At 42.3% G+C, this 16427-nt stretch carries 16 protein-coding genes; 7 read left to right on the top strand and 9 right to left on the bottom strand.

What is annotated here, in order from left to right; translation table 11 throughout:
• Positions 1-215: 215 nt before the first annotated feature.
• The 9 genes from lafA to HUO09_RS10540 form a co-directional block, all read right to left on the bottom strand.
• Positions 216-1067: a lateral flagellin LafA gene (lafA, locus tag HUO09_RS10580; protein ID WP_167412602.1), complete on the bottom strand. Its 852-nt coding sequence runs from the start codon at positions 1065-1067 to the stop codon at positions 216-218.
• A 286-nt stretch (positions 1068-1353) separates the two neighbouring features.
• Positions 1354-2166, bottom strand: coding sequence for an EAL domain-containing protein (locus tag HUO09_RS10575; RefSeq protein WP_188233966.1), 813 nt, complete (start codon positions 2164-2166; stop codon positions 1354-1356).
• A complete protein-coding gene (locus HUO09_RS10570; protein ID WP_188233965.1) occupies positions 2159-4252 on the bottom strand; it encodes a flagellar biosynthesis protein FlhA in 2094 nt (697 codons plus the stop codon). Before HUO09_RS10570 ends, HUO09_RS10575 begins: the two co-directional genes overlap by 8 nt.
• A 21-nt stretch (positions 4253-4273) precedes the next feature.
• Positions 4274-5401, bottom strand: coding sequence for a flagellar biosynthesis protein FlhB (gene flhB, locus HUO09_RS10565; RefSeq protein ID WP_188233964.1), 1128 nt, complete (start codon positions 5399-5401; stop codon positions 4274-4276).
• Positions 5398-6174: a flagellar biosynthetic protein FliR gene (fliR, locus tag HUO09_RS10560; protein WP_188233963.1), complete on the bottom strand. Its 777-nt coding sequence runs from the start codon at positions 6172-6174 to the stop codon at positions 5398-5400. The genes flhB and fliR overlap by 4 nt, the downstream gene beginning before the upstream one ends.
• Positions 6174-6443, bottom strand: coding sequence for a flagellar biosynthesis protein FliQ (fliQ, locus tag HUO09_RS10555; RefSeq protein WP_042488784.1), 270 nt, complete (start codon positions 6441-6443; stop codon positions 6174-6176). Before fliQ ends, fliR begins: the two co-directional genes overlap by 1 nt.
• 15 nt (positions 6444-6458) lie before the next feature.
• Positions 6459-7217, bottom strand: a complete 759-nt coding sequence (gene fliP / locus HUO09_RS10550) for a flagellar type III secretion system pore protein FliP (protein ID WP_042488780.1) — start codon at positions 7215-7217, stop codon at positions 6459-6461.
• Between the two features lie 15 nt (positions 7218-7232).
• Complete coding sequence (gene fliN, locus HUO09_RS10545; protein WP_167412598.1) at positions 7233-7598, bottom strand: flagellar motor switch protein FliN; 366 nt, start codon at positions 7596-7598, stop codon at positions 7233-7235.
• A gap of 3 nt (positions 7599-7601) precedes the next feature.
• Positions 7602-8414, bottom strand: coding sequence for a FliM/FliN family flagellar motor switch protein (locus HUO09_RS10540; RefSeq protein WP_188233962.1), 813 nt, complete (start codon positions 8412-8414; stop codon positions 7602-7604).
• A gap of 546 nt (positions 8415-8960) precedes the next feature.
• Between HUO09_RS10540 and HUO09_RS10535 the strand changes: the two genes are divergently transcribed.
• Genes HUO09_RS10535 through fliI form a run of 7 tightly spaced genes read left to right on the top strand, consistent with a single transcriptional unit; the run spans position 8961 to position 16400 of the window.
• Complete coding sequence (locus tag HUO09_RS10535) at positions 8961-9878, top strand: OmpA family protein (RefSeq protein ID WP_188233961.1); 918 nt, start codon at positions 8961-8963, stop codon at positions 9876-9878.
• Positions 9878-11209, top strand: coding sequence for a sigma-54 dependent transcriptional regulator (locus HUO09_RS10530; protein WP_167412595.1), 1332 nt, complete (start codon positions 9878-9880; stop codon positions 11207-11209). The genes HUO09_RS10535 and HUO09_RS10530 overlap by 1 nt, the downstream gene beginning before the upstream one ends.
• Positions 11210-11223: 14 nt before the next feature.
• On the top strand, positions 11224-11580 hold the full coding sequence (gene fliE / locus HUO09_RS10525) for a flagellar hook-basal body complex protein FliE (RefSeq protein ID WP_167412594.1): 357 nt from the start codon (positions 11224-11226) through the stop codon (positions 11578-11580).
• Positions 11581-11583: 3 nt separating this feature from the next.
• A complete protein-coding gene (gene fliF / locus HUO09_RS10520; RefSeq protein ID WP_188233960.1) occupies positions 11584-13332 on the top strand; it encodes a flagellar basal-body MS-ring/collar protein FliF in 1749 nt (582 codons plus the stop codon).
• Entirely contained in the window at positions 13295-14314 is a 1020-nt protein-coding gene (locus HUO09_RS10515) for a flagellar motor switch protein FliG (protein ID WP_188233959.1), read from the top strand. Before fliF ends, HUO09_RS10515 begins: the two co-directional genes overlap by 38 nt.
• 3 nt (positions 14315-14317) lie before the next feature.
• Positions 14318-15061 carry a flagellar assembly protein FliH gene (gene fliH, locus HUO09_RS10510; protein WP_188233958.1) on the top strand — a complete coding sequence of 248 codons (744 nt, stop codon included), beginning with the start codon at positions 14318-14320 and terminating at the stop codon, positions 15059-15061.
• Positions 15051-16400 (top strand): flagellar protein export ATPase FliI, encoded by a 1350-nt coding sequence (gene fliI, locus HUO09_RS10505; RefSeq protein WP_188233957.1) that lies wholly within the window; start codon positions 15051-15053, stop codon positions 16398-16400. Before fliH ends, fliI begins: the two co-directional genes overlap by 11 nt.
• Positions 16401-16427: the final 27 nt, after the last annotated feature.

The following is a 16427-nucleotide window of genomic DNA, read 5'->3' as shown; positions in this document are numbered from 1 at the left end:
AACAAGTACATAGATGTAATGATTGGTAAGGGCGGAAGTTCTGTTTCCATAAGGTGAGTTCCGCTTTTCCACTTAAAATCACATACTATTCAATAACGTTAGGCGACATAGTCTTGAATAAAATTAAATGCAACGTGGTGAAACTTAAGTCGGCGAGTAACAAATAAAAAAACCTCCCATAAAGGGAGGTTCTATTAAGGTATATGGTTGAGCAATTAGCGTAGTAGAGAAACTGCCATGCCAGGAATTTGGTTAGTTTGAGACAGTACCGTTGTACCAGCTTGCATCAACATCTGATTCTTAGTCATGTTTGAAGATTCAGCTGCGAAGTCTGCATCCATGATACGACCTTTTGCTGCTGTTGTATTTTCAGAAACGTTCGCTAAGTTGTTGACTGTATGTTCTAGACGGTTGATGTTTGCACCCAATGTACCGCGCAGGCTACTGATTGTGTCGAACATGCCTTCCATAACTGTAATTTCGCCGTTCGCATCCGCTTGAGTAGTTAAAGCACCTAAACCAGTGATTGCAGTTTCAATTGCTGTAATACCAGTAGATGCATCAACTTGTAGTGTTTCTGCTGCAGAAGCACCGATTTGGAATTGAAGTGTTGTATTGCTACCCATAATACCGTCAGTGGTGTTAAGCAGGTGTGTACCTGAACCGTAAGTTGTTTGATCGATGATACGTGTCATTTCGGTAGCAAGTTGTTGGTATTCTGCATCCAGTGCAGTTTGTTCTGTACCACCATCAGCATAAGTACCGTTAGATGCTTGAGTTGCTAGATCTTTCATACGGTAAGCGATGTTAGATAGCTCATCTAAAGCACCATCAGCAGTTTCGAGCATGGAGATTGCGTCTTGAGAGTTACGCATTGCAACCGACATACCACGAGTTTGAGCTTCTAGTTTAGTGGCAATAGCCAAGCCTGCTGCGTCATCAGATGCAGAGTTGATGCGGTAACCTGTGCTTAAACGTTCTAGCGCAGTATTAAGCATGTTGTTCGTACCGCTGATCGTGTTTTGCGCAACGAGTGAAGCATAGTTAGTTTGCATTGATAAAGCCATGTTCGATTCCTCAAGTGGTTTCAATATGTTATTGGGTTCGGGATACTTCCCTGTTCACTAATTAGAGGCGGATGATCGAGTGAGAAAATTAATTAAAAATTAAGAAAAATTAAGAAGTATTTTAAAATTAATTAAAATTCAATGACTTAAATTGATTCTTGGTGAGGCTTATTATTCTGGTTATTTTGATTCCCCCTTTTCTAACAACTGATGTGTCAGTGATGCGGAAAGAGAAGGGGGAATAGAGTCAGACTGTAACGTCGTTAATTAAATATAACGTCGTTAATTAATAGGTATCATTATCCGCATCGCTAAAGTTTCTAAATGACATAGACATTGGGATATCGCTGAAGTAACCAAAATAGTAACTGGCGCCAAGCAACTTATATTGGTTTAGTTCTATTTTGCTGGAAACTCTACCTGCAACCCATTTGTAGCGTGATTGTCGAAGGAAACGTGCGATTGGTAAAAAAGCTTGCCTGTCTTCTTTGTTTTCCAATGACACGGCAAGTTTGATCATGTCTGGTTTGAACAGCGCGACTTGTTCGAATTGGTCACATGGAGCATAGAGCTCAAACCAAACAGCGTATGCAGTCTTTTGAATTTGTTTTACAAATTCCTTAAGTTCATCAGGAGAGGTTAATGGGAAGTCTACCTGTATTGATGGCACTATGTGCGAAAACGTCTGCTGATGATGCTCAAGAGCTTGTTCGATAAATAGTTTACCTTCGGGCCACAATATTGTTTCACCTTTAATAGGGACGACGACATTGCTGATGAGATCCGGGTGAAAAGTTTCTAATTGGAATTTGGTTTGACGAAGCGCTAGGTAAAGGCTGTATAAGTCTAGGCAGTACGCCATTTTCTCTGATAATTGAAACTGATAAACACTCTGTTCGCCATGGCTACCAAATCGCAAGGTAAGGTGTTGAAACTCAACTTCACCAGTATTCGCTTCACGGATCGCCTGACAGGCGTGACGAATATCGTTGTGTTTGAATGCTTCAAATACTAAAGCGTCGTCATTGGTGGTGACGTTGTTTTCGATGAGATCACGCAGATAATGGAACAGCGTCTGAAAAGAAAATAGCTTAGCCAAGGTTACCTACCACACTTATCTGTTTGTTTTCTGGAATCTCATTATATGACAGCACTGCTAGCCCATGTGCGAACGTTCTTGCGTATCTTGCAACTAACGGTCTTAATTGCGGCATAACCAGCAGAATTGACGGAATACCTTGCTGTTTCATTTGTTGCTTAATGAGAGGTAAATTTTGTTGGAATTGTCCCAGAATGTTAGGCTCAACCGGAAAACTATCTAGCATAACGGTGCCACGAGCTTGAGCCTGTTGCAAAGAAGTTATGAGCATTTGCTCAAGTTCATCAGATAATGCATAGACTTTAATTTCCTGCTTTTGACCCGCTAAAAGGTTAATCAAAGTCCGGCGTAATGCGCAGCGAATGTCGGCGGCTAATAAGATAGGGTCTTTTGTATTTTCACAGGACTCAAGCATGGTGTTCGCAATGGTACGAATATCTTTTAGAGGAACCTGATCCAACAAAAGTTGACGATAAACTTTGAGTTGTTGCGCCGGGCGCAAGGCCGCAGCGAGTGCTTCAGCGAGTTTAGGTGCTTGGACTGTTAAGCGCTGATTCATAGCGTCTACATCATCATGATTAAACAGCTCAGCAAGGTTGGTTTTCATAACTTTACTAATATGCGTAGCAACGACTGTCGCGTCATCGACAACCTGATACCCCATATTAAGTGCCCGAGCTTTTTGCTTATGTTCTATCCATACGGCTGGTAACTGATATGCAGGGTCACTACCGAGGATACCGTCGATCTCACCGTAGGTTTCACCTACTGCAATTGCCATCAAACGTTCTGGTTCTATAAAACCTTCTTCTATCGTTTCCCCGTTTAGGGAAATAGTGTACTGATTCGGTTTAAGATTGAGGTTATCTCTAATGCCCACTTCTGGAAGCAGGAACCCAACTTGCTCTGATAAATTGCGGCGTACGCCTCTGATTCGTTGTGTTAGGGGGGCGCCTTGTTCTTTATTGATCAGATGAACGAGTCGATAACCGAGGGAAAGGCCTAAAGTCTGAACGTGAGGTATGTCTTCCCAGCTTAGCGGTGCGTCTTCTTCCTGTCGCATCGCTTTTGTAAGGGCAGTTACTTCTTCAAGCTGCGAGTCTTCAACCGGCAGTTTGCTCTGACGCCATCCGGCAAAAGCGACAACAACAGCAAAAGTGAAGAATGCTAAGTGTGGCATACCCGGAACAATACCGATAACAAACATAATGCACGCTACGGTATAAAGCGTCGAAGGTGTCGCGAGCAACTGCTTGTGCATTGTTTGCGACATATCGTTATCGCTGTCGTTAATGCGCGTAACAATAATGGCTGCTGACGTTGCTAACAGGAGAGAAGGGATCTGAGCAACTAAACCGTCACCGATGGTAAGTAGAGCATAAGTTTTAAAGGCTTCGGCTGCAGCCATACCGTGTTCAAATACACCGATAGCGACACCGCCAATAATGTTGATGAACAAGATCATCAATCCTGCTATAGCATCACCACGAACAAACTTAGATGCACCGTCCATTGAGCCGTGGAAATCTGCTTCATTCGCTACTTCTCGGCGGCGTTGACGAGCGGACTCTTGATCGATCAACCCGGCATTCATATCAGCATCTATTGCCATCTGTTTGCCAGGTAAAGCATCTAGTGTGAATCGAGCAGAAACTTCAGAAATTCGTTCTCCACCTTTGGTAATGACGACAAAGTTGATGATCATTAGGATGATAAAGACCACCATACCAACGACATAGTTTCCGCCGATTACCACTTCACCAAATGCTTGAATGACTTTACCTGCAGACTCGCCACCATTATGTCCTTCAAGCAGTACAATCCGCGTAGATGCTACGTTTAGAGTCAAACGTAATAGGGTTGCGACAAGCAATATGGTTGGAAATATGGAAAAGTCCAACGGACGTTTTGCCGTTGTACTCACTAATAAAACCAGAATTGCGAGCACGATATTGAAAGTGAACAAAGAGTCCAACAGCAAAGGCGGTAAGGGCAGGATAACCATTGCCAATATCATCAGTAAAACGATTGGAATACCAATATAAGATTTACTTGTACTTTGTAGTTGTTTTAACCGGTTTAACATCGGTACAGTCCTTATTACTGATTAATGCTGCAAGTTCTTGGGAATGGAAAAATGAGGGAGTGGCATCGGTTCTTCCCCTTTACCATTGCGAAAAGATTTCAACTGCAACACGTACGTTAAAATGTGTGCTACCGCGATATAAAGCTGGCTTGGAACAGCCTGTTCAATGGCGGTTGTATAGTAAATTGAACGAGTTAACGGAGGAGAGTTAATGATTTCTACGTTATTTTCTCTAGCAATACGCTGAATATGCATTGCGGTCTCATCAATACCTTTAGCGACCACGAAAGGGGCATCGGATAAAGAGAGATCGTATTTTAGTGCAACGGCATAGTGTGTCGGGTTTACAATTACTACATCAGCCTTTGGTACCATTTTATCGGCGCGGCGTCGGGCAAATTGTTGTTGGATTTGGCGAATACGTTGTTTAACTTCTGGACGACCTTCATTGCTTTTGTATTCTTCCTTCAATTCCTGCTTGGTCATCTTGAGCTCTTTCCCATGCTCCCACCTTTGGTAGGGAATATCGACCAGTCCAAAAAGCAGTAACACGCCCCCCATTAAAAGAAGACCGTCAAACAGGATACTCATTATTAATTTCACACCCTGATTGAGAGGGAGTTGCTGCATTCCCAATAGAGACTGAAGATTTGAGTCCATATACCAATACAACGCGAACGAGATAACCACGACTTTCAGCGTGGATTTGAGAAGCTCGACCAATGAGCGGGTAGAGAACATCCGCTTAATTCCAGTTAAAGGATTAAGCTTACTCAGTTTGGGTAGCATGTTCGCAGGACGAAACAACCATCCTCCGAGAACCATGTTAGATCCTGCGGCTGTAACAACAATGACTACAAACATAGGGATTAATAGTTCGACTAATATACCTAAGCTGTGCATCAACTTTTCAATCATTGTGATTGGGTTTTCAAGATCTTGATGAGTGAGAGACATGTTGTAGCGAAACACACCCGTGATGGTGTGCCAAATTGTAGGGAGTTGTGCAGAGAAATAGAAAGCCACTGCGAGAAAAATAAGCGCTGTGGTAAATTCTTTGGCTCGAGGTATTTGGCCTTGTTCTCTGGCTTTTTTGACCTTTTGGGGTGACGCTTTTTCGGTTTTATCCTGAGAAGACGATTCGCTCATGCTCTTCCCACCATAAATTGATTTAGAAAACGTAAAGTGTCATGAACTAATCCTGTGTAGCTGCCGGGTATACCGCTAACGGATAGCAATACTGTGAATAACCCCAATAGCATTGTCATTGGAAAACCGAGAGCATAAACATTGAGGCTTGGCGCAGCTCGGTTCATTACACCAAAGCTAATATTCGCCAGAAGCATAGCGACGATTGCGGGTAGAGCGAGAGCGAGAGCTGCGGAAAACATCCAGCCAAATACAGAAATAAGTGTTTTTACCGATAAGATTGTAATGCCGGAACCAACGGGCCAAACCTCAAAACTTTGAATTAAGATATCGATAACCAAAAGGTGCCCTTCGAGAGCGAGGAATAATAAAGTGGCAAAAATGAGAAAAATTCGGCTAAGAATAGGTACCGACATTCCATTCACAGGGTCATTCATAACAGCCATACCAAGTCCCATTTGTAGAGAGACAATTTGACCAAGCATGGTAAAAACCGTGAACAACATATGAATGATTAATCCAAACAATAAGCCCCAAACGGCTTGCTCAAATGCAAGAAAAAGGGACGTCATCGAAAAAAGTTCTACTTCTGGCATTGCTGGCATAAGCGGAGCTGTTATCACTGTAATGGAAAGTGCAAGTAGTGTTCTTATCCACACAGGAATAAGCAAATCACCAAAAATAGGCATTGAAATAAACGCGGCGCCAATCCGGAAAAACGGCCACCAAAGTTGACCTAACCAACTGGATATTTCGCTGAAACTCAACTCCATTAGCCAAGCATTCCGGGTATATTGAGGAACAGGTAGTCAAACAACTCCATAATTTGGCGTATCATCCAATGGCCAGCAAATATGACCATTAACATAGTCACGATGAGTCGAGGAAGAAAGCTGAGTGTCTGCTCGTTAATCTGAGTCGCAGCCTGAAAAACGGCAACGCCTAGTCCCACAATTAAGCCAGGAACAACCAGTACAGCGACAATTAGGATGATCAACCAAACGGCTTGAGAAATGAGGGTTACGACATATTCAGGAGTCATTTATTAATCCTCAATTTATGGAGCGAAACTGGCGGAAAGAGTACCGACGGTCATTGCCCATCCATCCACGAGAACGAAAATAATTAGCTTAAATGGTAATGAAACAATAAGCGGGGATAGCATCATCATACCCATTGCCATCAATACACTGGCAATCACCAGATCAATGACCAGGAAAGGAATAAACAGCATAAATCCTATCTGAAAAGCAGTTTTCAACTCACTGATAACAAAAGCGGGCAGTACAACAGCAAAAGAAATGTCTTCTACGTTCTGATCTAACGGTTCATTAGCGATACGAAGCATTTGCTCGAGAGAGCTTTGATGTGTTTGAGCAAGCATAAAATGTCGTACAGGTTTTTCGGCAACAGAGAATGCTTGCATCAAGGTTATCTCACCTTGGTCGTAAGGCTTAAATGCGTGTTCATATACGTCAGTCCAGACGGGGCGCATTATGAGGATGGTAAGCGCGAGTGCTATACCAACTAAAACACGATTGGGAGGACTTTGTTGCAGACCAAGAGCCTGACGCAAAATAGCAAGTACAACAATAATACGCGTAAAGCTGGTGGCCATCATAATAAAGGCCGGTATAAAACTTAACGCTGTCATCAACAACAGAATCTGCAGTTTTACACTGTATTCTTGTTGAGTATTACCGTCAGTGACACTGAACATAGTAAGACCGTTTTCTGCTGCAAGCGTTGGCATCGATAACAATGACAGCAACAACACCATTATGCTTAAGCGGTATAAAGAAAGCGGCTTATTCATTTTTATAACCTGAGATTAACCAACGGATGTTAAAGCTGAATCAATCACGTCAATTAGACGCAGACCATACTTCTCATTTACGATAACGACTTCCGCATGGCCCAGTAATGAACCGTTCACTTTTACGTCTAAAGGCTCGCCATTTAGCTTATCCAATTCAATGACAGAACCTTCACCTGCTTTCATTAAATCACCTAAAGAAAGTTCTTTACTGGCAACCTCTAACGTTACGGTTACGGGAATATTTTTGAAAAAACTTAAATCCCTTTCGCTTTTGGGTGCTTCTTCATTTGCAGCACTTTCTTCAGATTCATCAAGGTGAAATTGACCAAAATTCAGGTCATCATCATCGAAGTTCAAAGCGTCCAAAGAGTCACTCATTTGTTAAGAATCCTTATCTTGGTTCAAAATTAAAACTAATTGCCCGTCTTGTTCTGCAACTCGACCTGTAAAAAGATTGGCATTGCCGATACTGACAGGAGGGGATGACAACAAGTCGATAGGAAGTATGTCTTGCGGCGAAAGGCTTAACACTTCGCTTAGAGTCATGGTTTTTTTACTCAGAAGAACATTGAGTCTCACTGGTGTCGTTTTTAGCGATTCATAAAACTGAGGTTTTAAGTTTTCGTTTGACTGCAAGTCAAGTTGATTGATCAGCGTTTGAACGAGACGATTATCAAAGAATACAGTCAGTTCACCGTTATGTTCATCGCTAGTTACATTCAAATCGGCCTTAATACCTGTACCGAAAGTCACCTCTTCTCCGCTGGTTCGCCACATTTCTTTTGGTGCTATCCATTGACTGATTAACTTGCCTATACGGTCTTGAAGACGTTTGTCACTACTAGTAATTACGGTTTGTTTTCGCTCAATATCTGTACCATAAAAGCGGTCAGAAAATTTAATTAGTGATTTGTCGTCTAGATTGACAAATAAAGAGCCGCCGCTTTCATGGTTGTATTGAGAAACCGTTTTCATATTAAAGGATAAATTGCTTAGTTCGAATATTCCAACGGATTTGATATTAATATCTATATATAGACCACTCAACCAAGATTGAAGTTCTGTAATTAGACTATTGGTTGAAATGTTTATGATTTTGCCTAACTTTTCTCGAACGATATGAATTGGTTTGCCTAGTAATTGTACATTTAAGGGCTTTACATCAGTATTTAAATTTTCAATTAGTTCTGGCATTTATATTTTACCGTTTCATGACAATTCATTGTTAGTCGTATTGGGCAGCATTCTAATCATTAAAACTAATGTTTTTTTACTTATAAAAATCATATTTGTGATATTTATTCCAAAATGAATCTTGTGATGTTTTTCACCTTTTTACGGTGGTTAATTATTGATTTGATTGTTCAAATTATGGTCGATTAATAACATTTCAGTATGAAACTTTAATGCTTTTTACTTTAAGTTGTTGTAAATAAACAGATTGATGTCGGGTTTTAGATAATCATTAGTGAAAGGTCATACATAGCGGTGGCTTATGTTACGGTTGTTAAAATTCCTCGATTTTATGCGTGGTTCGTTATCACATCTAGGTTTTTATATCGAATAAAATAAAATTTCGAGTATTTTAAGTGAGATAAAATGTGCATCTGTTCCAGTTTTTAATTTAAATTTGAGTTGGGTATATAAAGGTTTTGAAATATATAAATCTTTATGTAAATTGTTTTTTTCTAATGGAATGTGTGTCAGAGTAGTGTCAATTAAAGTTATGGGTGGCTATTTTTGGGTGTTTTTGAAATGTTTCGCTCAGTTGTATTGTTTTTGATTTTAGTTTCATCGTTCGAATCTTATTCGAGTGAAAAAATTGAAGTTTCAATGGATGTGTCTTCTTGGTTCTATAAAGAGGAATTAACGGCTTGCAATTTAATTCATGCGGAAGTTCCACAGGGGAAGTTTTATTTCCGCTCCGAGACAAATAATAAGGTAACATTTGAGTATGAATTATCGAGCACATTGAATGTTTGGAAAACAGCGGAACTTTCTTTGTTGGAGCCTCCTTGGTCAGAACTGCATAAAGTCACTGAAATGAGCCAGGGATATAAGCGGGCAACATCTCAATTTTTATTTCGAGATCATATTAGTGAAATACTAAAGTCGGTTGTACAAGGAAAGTGGTTGCAGCTTTCACTTCATGACAGTACTCGTTCAAAGCGACTCGATATCATTGTTCCAACCATTAGGGTTCAATCTTCTATTGCTGAGTTTATCGAATGTAAAAATCGTCTGCCATCAATGACGTATTCGGATGCGAAAGATACATACATTTATTATCGAAGTGGCCAAAAAACATTGAGTAAAGATCAGCGTGCGCAGCTAAGTGCGTTGGCAGAATACATCCACTGGGACGCTTTGGTTACCAAGGTATTGATCGACGGCTACACAGACAGTGTCGGATCAAGGTTGGGTAACATTCAAATTTCAAAAGAACGTGCAGAAGAAGTGGCACAGTATTTGGATAAATTAGGTATAGGTAAAGAAAACATGCAGATTCGAGCACATGGTTCCCGGTATCCGATGATGACTAACGACACAGAGAAGGGGCGTTCAAAAAACCGCCGCGTAATGATTCGCATCGTTAGAAATAACGAGACTGTTGTTAAAACACTCACCCAACACCAAGTAACCAGTGAAGGTCAGTAATGTCTACGTTAGATATTTTATTAGTCGAGCCGAATGAGCTTTTGGCTCAATCTGTTATAGAAGTTTTGACTGACGCAGGTTATCACGTACGCCATGAACGTACAGGCCGAAACGCTCTGCTACAGAGCCCTGCTTCAATTACAATTGTTAGCTCCAATTTATGTGATATATCAGTACATGACTGGGTTTCCTGTCATCAGAAGCAAAGTCGCTCTGGGGTTGCTATCGCGATTGTAGAACAGGATCAAGGCATTTTGGCTGCCGAAACCATGAAGGCTGGCGCGACAGACTATTTGTTACGCCCGTTTGAATCCAACCAGCTTCTTAACCTTATTCACAGGGTTGAAGCACTCAAAAAGCCAATGGCAAACATTGTTGCAGAATCTTGGCGTAGTAAACAGGTTCTTCAACTAGCTCACCGAGCGGCTTGTACAAACGCTAGTGTATTAATTACTGGTGAATCTGGTACAGGTAAAGAAGTTCTCGCTCGCTATGTTCACGAACAGTCATCGAGATCAAACGGGGCGTTTGTTGGTGTTAACTGTGCTGCAATACCCGAATCAATGTTAGAAGCGGTTCTATTTGGTCACGTAAAAGGCGCATTCACAGGTGCGTTAGCGTCTCAGAGTGGAAAATTCGAAGAGGCTAACGGAGGCACCATACTGCTGGACGAAATTGGAGAAATGTCACCAGCGGTTCAGGCTAAACTCCTACGTGTACTTCAGGAGCGAGAAGTAGAAAGAGTGGGCAGTCACAAGGCTATCAAACTTGATATCCGTGTGATAGCTGCAACCAATAAAGATCTTCGAGAAGCCGTACAAAAGGGGCAATTTCGCGAGGACTTATACTACCGCTTAGACGTATTACCTTTACATTGGCCTCCGCTACGTGAACGTAAAGAAGACATACTTCCAATCAGTCAGTTCTTTATCAAAAAATATCAGGAAGCAAGTTCTTGCTTTCTTTCTCAAGACGCAAAAGTAGCGCTCAGTCAATACGACTGGCCAGGCAACATACGTGAACTTGAAAACGTAATTCAACGTGCGTTAGTCATGCGTCACGGAGATTATATTACTGCGCAGGATCTCATGCTTCCCGTGGAAGTAAGCTCAATAAGCCATAGTTCTACATCAGATCAAACGTTTGGCCACGTTGAAGCAAAAAAGCAGGCTGAGTACCAATACATTTTAGAAAAGTTACGTCAGTTCGGTGGTAACCGAACTAAGACTGCGAGCGCGTTAGGTGTTTCAACTCGAGCATTACGATACAAGTTGGCGGCAATGAGAGATCAAGGTATTGATCTTCAGTCAATACTTGGCTCAGCAGCATAAAAAGGAGAATAGAAATGGCAGATTTACCTTTTGGGAATGTAATGTCAGCCGAGCAATTGATGCTCACGAAAATGGATTCAATGCGAATACAAGCCACTCCAGAGTTTGTCGTGAGCGCTAACCCTGTGGATATCCATACCGTAAATGAACCTATGTCGTTTTCAACTGCAATGACGGATGTACTTAACAAAGTTAATGAGCATCAGTCGATTGCAAGTAGCAAAATGACGGCGGTAGAAACCGGGGAAAGTGATGATCTGGTTGGAGCAATGATTGCGAGCCAGAAAGCGAGTCTGTCATTCAATGCATTATTGCAGGTACGCAATAAAGTGGTTGGTTCATTTGAAGATATTATGAAAATGCCGGTGTAAAACATGTCTGAACTTCAAACTCAAACGGCTGGTGCACTTAGTCTCAGTTCTAACCAGTCAAGAGCCTCATCAGAGAAAGGAATAGACGATTTTGGCAATAAGCTAAAGCAGGTGTGGTCAAGTAGTCAGCGAAATTTAGTATTGTCTGCGGTACTGGCGGCCATTGTTGCGGCGTTAATTGTTGTTGCGTTGTGGAGTTCATCACAAGGCTTTCGCCCTTTATATGGGCACAACGAGCAATTCGATGTAGGTGAAGTTGTATCGGTACTGGAAGCTGAAGGTATTGATTACCGTTTGCAGGACCAAAACGGACAAGTTTTGGTATCTGAAGATGAAGTAGCACGAGCGCGTATGCTATTAGCTGCTAAAGGTATTAAAGCTAAACTTCCTACTGGACTTGATTCACTTAAAGAGGACAGTTCATTAGGAACGAGCCAATTTATGGAAACGGCTCGATATCGTCACGGATTAGAAGGTGAATTGGTTAGGACAATTATTGCATTAAATGCGGTTTCTAATGCTCGTGTGCATTTAGCGATTCCTCGTCAAACGTTGTTTGTACGTCAACAAGGAGAAGCTCCATCTGCCTCTGTTATGGTTGAGTTAAAGCCGGGATCAGATTTAAAACCAGAGCAGGTTGAAGCCATTGTGAATTTGGTCGTTGGTAGCGTCATTGGCATGAAACCGGAATCGGTATCCGTTATTGATCAATATGGGCGCTTACTGAGTGCTGACGTGGGTTCAACTGAATCTGGCAAAGTAAATGCTAAATATCTTGAATACCAGAGAAACGTCGAACAGCAAATTATCAAACGCGCAGCAGACATGTTGACGCCTATACTGGGTTCAAGCAACTTTCGTGTTCAGGTTGCTGCGGATATGGATTTTAGTCGGGTAGAGGAAACCCAAGAAATTTTAGATAACAATCCAGTCGTCAGTAACGAACATACGGTGCAGGATAATTCAATTGATCAGATTGCTCTTGGCGTTCCTGGCTCATTAAGTAATCAACCTCCGGTTACGGGTGAACAACCCACTCAGGACAGTCAAAATACAAATGCACGTTCTGAAATCAAACGCCAGTATGCTGTTGGATCGAGTGTACGAAGAACACAGTTTCAACAGGGACAGATTAAGAAACTCAATGTATCTGTATTGTTGAATTCTGTAGTAGCCCCAGATGGGAGTGCTTGGACTAATCAAGAAAAATCAGAGCTTTCTGAAATGATTATGGAAGCGGTTGGTATCAATGCTGAGCGCGGCGATAGTTTTAGTTTAAATAGCTTTAACTTTACACCAATAGAGATCGAAGCTCCGCCAGAAATACCTTGGTGGCAGGACCCAACCGTTCAACAACCGCTACGTTACGTCATAGGTGGAACGTTAGGTTTGGCCATGATTATGTTTGTTCTACGACCATTGGTTATGCACCTAACAGGAGCTGACCGACGTAATCTGGAACTTGAAGTACCTTCATTGCTAGATGAACCTTCTTACGAAGATGTACAAACTAAGTCCGATCGGGAATATGAGGAAAATCTCAATCAACGATTAGCAGAAAAAGGAATTAGTACATCCAATGGATTAGATGTGAGTAGTGAACTATTACCACCTCCAGGATCACCATTAGAAATCCAATTGAAGCATCTGCAGCTAATCGCAAATGAAGAGCCGCAGCGTGTCGCAGAGATATTGAAACAGTGGGTAAATGTGAATGAGCACAGCACAGTCAATGCAGAACCAAGAGCTTGAATACGTAGAGCAAACAGCGTTAGTGCTGTTGGGGATGGGTGAAGATGCCGCCGCTAAAGTGCTACGTCATTTCTCTCGAGACGAAACACAACGTGTCACTCGCGCTATGGCCAAATTGAGTGGTATTAAAAGCGAAAAAGCGAAAAATGTTATACAGAATTTTTTCGATGACTTTCGCCAGCACAGTGGTATACGTGGCGCATCGAAAGATTACCTGTCCAACACTCTTCGTAAAGCGTTGGGTAACGACTTAGCCAAGGGATTATTAAATGATCTTTATGGTGATGAGATTCGAAACAATATGCAGCGTCTGCAATGGGTAGATTCAGAGATACTTGCCCGTTTTATTGCAAATGAACACCCACAAATGCAAGCCATATTCCTTGCCTATTTGCCACCAGAGAGTTCTTCTGCGGTTTTAAAAAATTTACCTCAGGACTACCACGATGAATTATTGTACCGAATTGCACGAATACAAGATATTGACCATCAGGTGGCGGGTGATTTGAACGAACTGATTGAGCGCTGTATTGAACAAATCTCAGTGACGCAAAGCGCACCTTTGTCAGGCGTTAAGCAAGTCGCTGACATCATTAACCGTTTTGATGGTGATAGAGCGTCACTAATGGAGATGCTTCGTTTACACGACGAAGAGGTCGTTAATGAAATTGAACAAAATATGTTTGATTTCATGGTGTTGGGGCGTCAAAGCGAAGACACAATGGATCGTCTGGTTCAACAAATACCGATGGAACTTTGGGCTTCCGCACTTAAAGGCGCTGAAATCACGTTGCAGCAAGCGATTAAGCGTTCCATGCCTCAACGTATGATTAAAACTCTCGAAGATGAAATGCAAGTGCGTGGAGCCATTCCTCGTAGTCGTGTAGAAAGTGCTCGTCAGGAAATTATGCAGACTGTTCGTGAACTCAATGAAATGAATGAGATTGATCTGCAGCTCTATCAGGAACCGACGGTGGAGTAGTTCATGAATAAACAAAAGGTCATGCGTCTTTCTGCCGATAGCTATCGGGTTCATCGTTTTCCACCGTTGGCACAGCCAATACAGGGTAGTGATGAATTCGTTTCGGAGAAAGAAACTCAGGGTTTGAAAGCAGATGTACAACAGCAGTTAGAAATGGGTTTTCAGCAGGGGCTGCAGAAAGGCTTTGATGAAGGCTTACGTCAGGGAATCGAACAGGGAAAACAGCAAGGTGCAGTAGAAGGCCAGAAAGAGGGGTTTCAGAAAGGCTTTCTAGACGGTGAGCAGTCAGGGAAAAAACTGTTTGCTGAAGCGGCAAAGCCAGTTAATGAGATATTTAAATCATTATCGCAGTGGCAGGTTGAGCAAGAGCAGCAACAGCGCCACATTATTTGCGAACTGGTACAAAAAGTAGCCCAGCAAGTTATTCGTGCGGAACTAACGTTAATGCCGCAACAAATTCTTTCATTGGTTGATGAAACGTTACAAGCAATGCCGGGTAAACCTCAAAGTGTCGATATACATTTAAATCCTCAAGATTTGGAGCGAATCAAACAGGTAAGCTCTGAACTACCTGATGATTGGAAACTCATTGCCAATAAAGACTTACCCGTTGGAGGGTGTCATTTGGTGACTGATGACGCCGAAGCAGACGTTAGCTGCGACTCGAGGTTAGAGTCATGCATGGACAACGTGAAACAACACTTGCTTGAAGAACCGTCTGAGTCTGAGAACCAATATGAGCAATAATGTTCGAACTCATAGTTTTTTATCAGAACGTCTCAATGAAGCAATAGCTTCTCTAGATGCTATACCTGTGGCACGAGTGACAGGTAGATTGGTCAAAGTTAATGGATTGATGCTCCAAGCGGTCGGTTGCCGTTTTAAATTGGAGCAACGTTGTATGGTTGAGACCGCTGAAGGAAGCATGATTGAGGCTCAGGTTGTGGGTTTTGACCATAACGTGGCTTATTTAATGCCCATAAGGCGCCTAGGTGGATTATTCGCGGGAGCGAAAGTTGTCCCTTTGGAAGGTGACAGCACTGTTCAAATGAGCAACCAATGGCTTGGTCGTGTTGTAAATGGCTTGGGTGAAGCGCTTGATGCGGGACCTGAGTTACGTGGTGGTGAACGAATCTCTTTAGAGGCAAATCCGATTAACCCATTAAAACGTAGACCCGTAGATACCCCATTAGATGTTGGCGTGAAAACAATTAACGGACTTCTAACCGTCGGTAAGGGACAACGTATTGGTTTGATGGCTGGTAGTGGTGTGGGTAAAAGTGTTTTATTAGGCATGATCTCTCAAAACACTCAGGCTGATGTTATTGTCGTTGGCCTTATTGGTGAGAGGGGAAGGGAGGTTCGCGAGTTTATTGAACGAAATCTTACCGAAGAAGCCCGTCAAAAAGCGATTATTATCGCGGCCCCTGCTGATGAATCGCCACTCATGAGATTACGTGCAACATTACTTTGTCACCGCGCCGCTGAATATTTCAGGGATAAGGGCAAAGATGTACTACTGATGATGGATTCGTTAACGCGATACGCTATGGCGCAAAGGGAAATATCACTCTCTTTAGGTGAACCGCCGGCGTCTCGAGGATATCCACCTTCTGTTTTTAGCGTACTTCCACAATTGCTAGAACGCGCTGGTAACAGTGAAAATCAGGAAGGTAGCTTAACGGCTATTTATACCGTATTGGCAGAAGGAGATGACCAGCAAGACCCTGTGGTCGATTCTGCTAGAGCTATTCTCGATGGGCATGTGGTGCTTTCTCGCCAATTGGCGGAACAAGGCCATTACCCAGCAATTGATGTCAATGCGTCAATTAGTCGGTGTATGTCAGCCTGCACCCAAGAGGCGCACCAAACCGTAGCAAATCAATTCCGTCAGCTATATTCGAATTATCTGCAAGTTAAAGAACTGTTACCTCTAGGTGGGTATCAACCCGGGCAAGATCCCGATTTAGATCGTGCTGTTGCTATGTACCCAAGTTTAAGTGCTTATCTACAACAGTCAGCACACGAGTCGGTGAGTTATGAGGAAAGTTTGACACAATTAGCGACTCTGTTTCAGGGGAGTTGATTCTATAAATATTAAGGTTGTTTAGGT

Source organism: Vibrio sp. Y2-5 (assembly GCF_014596725.1).
Taxonomy (GTDB): Bacteria; Pseudomonadota; Gammaproteobacteria; order Enterobacterales; family Vibrionaceae; genus Vibrio.
This window is presented reverse-complemented; position numbering and strand designations above follow the sequence as displayed.

What these genes read in the sequence shown, in the direction of transcription:
- fliE (WP_167412594.1), top strand. Translation starts at nt 11,224, where the DNA reads ATGGCAGATTTACCTTTTGGGAATGTAATGTCAGCCGAGCAATTGATG.
- HUO09_RS10515 (WP_188233959.1), top strand. Translation starts at nt 13,295, where the DNA reads ATGAGCACAGCACAGTCAATGCAGAACCAAGAGCTTGAATACGTAGAG.
- fliP (WP_042488780.1), bottom strand. Translation starts at nt 7,217, where the DNA reads ATGAATAAGCCGCTTTCTTTATACCGCTTAAGCATAATGGTGTTGTTG.
- fliI (WP_188233957.1), top strand. Translation starts at nt 15,051, where the DNA reads ATGAGCAATAATGTTCGAACTCATAGTTTTTTATCAGAACGTCTCAAT.
- fliF (WP_188233960.1), top strand. Translation starts at nt 11,584, where the DNA reads ATGTCTGAACTTCAAACTCAAACGGCTGGTGCACTTAGTCTCAGTTCT.
- lafA (WP_167412602.1), bottom strand. Translation starts at nt 1,067, where the DNA reads ATGGCTTTATCAATGCAAACTAACTATGCTTCACTCGTTGCGCAAAAC.
- flhB (WP_188233964.1), bottom strand. Translation starts at nt 5,401, where the DNA reads ATGAGCGAATCGTCTTCTCAGGATAAAACCGAAAAAGCGTCACCCCAA.
- fliN (WP_167412598.1), bottom strand. Translation starts at nt 7,598, where the DNA reads ATGAGTGACTCTTTGGACGCTTTGAACTTCGATGATGATGACCTGAAT.
- fliQ (WP_042488784.1), bottom strand. Translation starts at nt 6,443, where the DNA reads ATGACTCCTGAATATGTCGTAACCCTCATTTCTCAAGCCGTTTGGTTG.
- HUO09_RS10530 (WP_167412595.1), top strand. Translation starts at nt 9,878, where the DNA reads ATGTCTACGTTAGATATTTTATTAGTCGAGCCGAATGAGCTTTTGGCT.
- HUO09_RS10570 (WP_188233965.1), bottom strand. Translation starts at nt 4,252, where the DNA reads ATGTTAAACCGGTTAAAACAACTACAAAGTACAAGTAAATCTTATATT.
- fliH (WP_188233958.1), top strand. Translation starts at nt 14,318, where the DNA reads ATGAATAAACAAAAGGTCATGCGTCTTTCTGCCGATAGCTATCGGGTT.
- fliR (WP_188233963.1), bottom strand. Translation starts at nt 6,174, where the DNA reads ATGGAGTTGAGTTTCAGCGAAATATCCAGTTGGTTAGGTCAACTTTGG.
- HUO09_RS10540 (WP_188233962.1), bottom strand. Translation starts at nt 8,414, where the DNA reads ATGCCAGAACTAATTGAAAATTTAAATACTGATGTAAAGCCCTTAAAT.